At 41.0% G+C, this 1,913-nt stretch carries 2 protein-coding genes; one reads left to right on the forward strand and one right to left on the reverse strand.

Translation table 11 applies throughout. The annotated features are described in order from the left end of the window. Positions 1–62 precede the first annotated feature (62 nt). Positions 63–1,370, reverse strand: a complete 1,308-nt coding sequence (locus EI161_RS14130; protein ID WP_192523735.1) for an RNA-guided endonuclease InsQ/TnpB family protein — start codon at positions 1,368–1,370, stop codon at positions 63–65. Positions 1,371–1,453: 83 nt separating this feature from the next. Here EI161_RS14130 and tnpA point away from each other — a divergent pair, with 83 nt between their 5' ends. After that, a complete protein-coding gene (gene tnpA, locus EI161_RS14135; RefSeq protein WP_192523734.1) occupies positions 1,454–1,852 on the forward strand; it encodes an IS200/IS605 family transposase in 399 nt (132 codons plus the stop codon). Positions 1,853–1,913: the final 61 nt, after the last annotated feature.

Consider the following 1,913-nt stretch of genomic DNA (forward strand, 5'->3'; position numbering starts at 1 on the left):
TTATTGACATACTCCCGCCACTTTCGACAAGCTCAAGCGGGGGATTCTAAAAGCAAAAGCTCTTAGGCGACTTTCTCACGACCGTCGCAAGTTTTCTGCTTCAACGGGCGACCTTTACTGCATCTTCCCTCGACAGACAAAACGGCATGTCCTGCCGCAAGAATATTACGAGCTGCATTAACATCTGCATTCGCAATATAACCACATTCAACGCACTCAAATTTTGCTTGGGTACGTCTATTTTCTTTTGCAACATGCTTGCATTTAAAGCAAGTTTGGCTTGTATAACGCGGGTTTACTTTAATCAGTAACCCGCCTTGCCATTGTTGCTTGTACTCAAGCATATTGACCATCATGCCCCAACCTTGATCTAAAATGGATTTGTTCAATCCTGACTTGGCTTTGACGTTTTTTCCTTTTTTCTCCATCGAACCACTGGCAGACTTCGACATATTGGCGACTTTTAAATCCTCACAGGCAATCATGGCGTGGTTTTTGCTGATTGTGGTGGTGATTTTGTGCAAGTAATCATGGCGAATATTGGCGATGTGATGATGGAGTTTTTGAATCTTGCGATTGTGCTTTTTCCAGTTTTGACTGAATAAGACTTTCCTACTGAGTTGGCGCTGTAATGCAGCCAGTTTAATTTGATTGGCTTTAAAACTGTTTTTGGGTTTGATAACTTGGCCATCTGAGGTAGCAATCAGTTTAGCGACCCCTAAATCAATCCCTACGGCGGTTTTAGAGGGATGAATTGGGTTTTGGGCCAACTCCCGCTCTGTGCCAAACGACACGTACCAATGACCGGATTTCTTGCTGATGGTGACGTTTTTAATTATCCCAAGAATGTCTTGCGATTTTCTAAACTTCACAAACCCTACACCATTCGGTAGTTTGACACGATTGCCTTCAACACGGCAATATTTATCAAACTGAACCAAGCGGATTGAATCGCGGCCATCTGACTTGCGTTTAAAGCGTGGCATGAGCGGGCGTAGTTGGATTTCAGTACCGTCGGCAAGCTTGAAAAACTTAGGCTTTTTAGGTTTTTTCTTATTCTCTTTCAATCGTGCATGAACTTTAGGGTCAAAAAAGCGTGACCAAGCAGAAGCGAGATCACGAATTTTTTGTTGTAAAGACACCGCGTTAGAGCTTGTTTTTAAGAAGGCAAACTCAGGATTTGCTTTAATATCCATGATTTTATTAACCAAATTGGTTGCATTAATAAACTCATTTTTAGCAAACATCTCAAACGATACCGCAAGCACTTGATTCCAAACAAAACGTGCAGAACCAACAAGGTTATTTAAGATAACCTCTTGTTCTGCATTAGGCTCAAGCCTAAATTTGTACGCTTTATTAATTTTCATAATGAATGCTTTATTAGTCAGTGTGTTTGTTATTTATACCATGTTATACTATATAACATAAACAATAAAGGGTATTTATTATAATGAGTGAGATATATAAAAACCGTCATTCTGCTTATAATCTGCATGTGCATTTGGTATTCATCACTAAGTACCGCAAAAAGGTTTTAGCCGACAATCACCACCAATTCTTTAGAGAAGTTGTTGCTGAGGTATGCAAGGATTTTGGTGCAGAACTCAAGGAATGTAACGGTGAAGGCGATCATGTTCACATGCTGATTCAATACCCGCCAACGGTACAACTAAGTAAGATGGTTAATAATCTAAAGTCGGTCACAAGTCGGCGCATGAGAGCCAACTTTATCGACCTAAGAGCAGCTTACAATAAACCTGTTTTGTGGTCACGCTCTTACTTTGCCGGCTCATGTGGCGGAGCGCCGTTGGAGATTATTAAGCAATACATTCAAAATCAGCAGAGTTAGGCTATACGAAATTCACCTCCACCCTAGCGTCGGGTGGAGTCCTCTTTCGTTAGATTGATAG

Source organism: Psychrobacter sp. FME5, from assembly GCF_014861375.1.
GTDB lineage: Bacteria > Pseudomonadota > Gammaproteobacteria > Pseudomonadales > Moraxellaceae > Psychrobacter.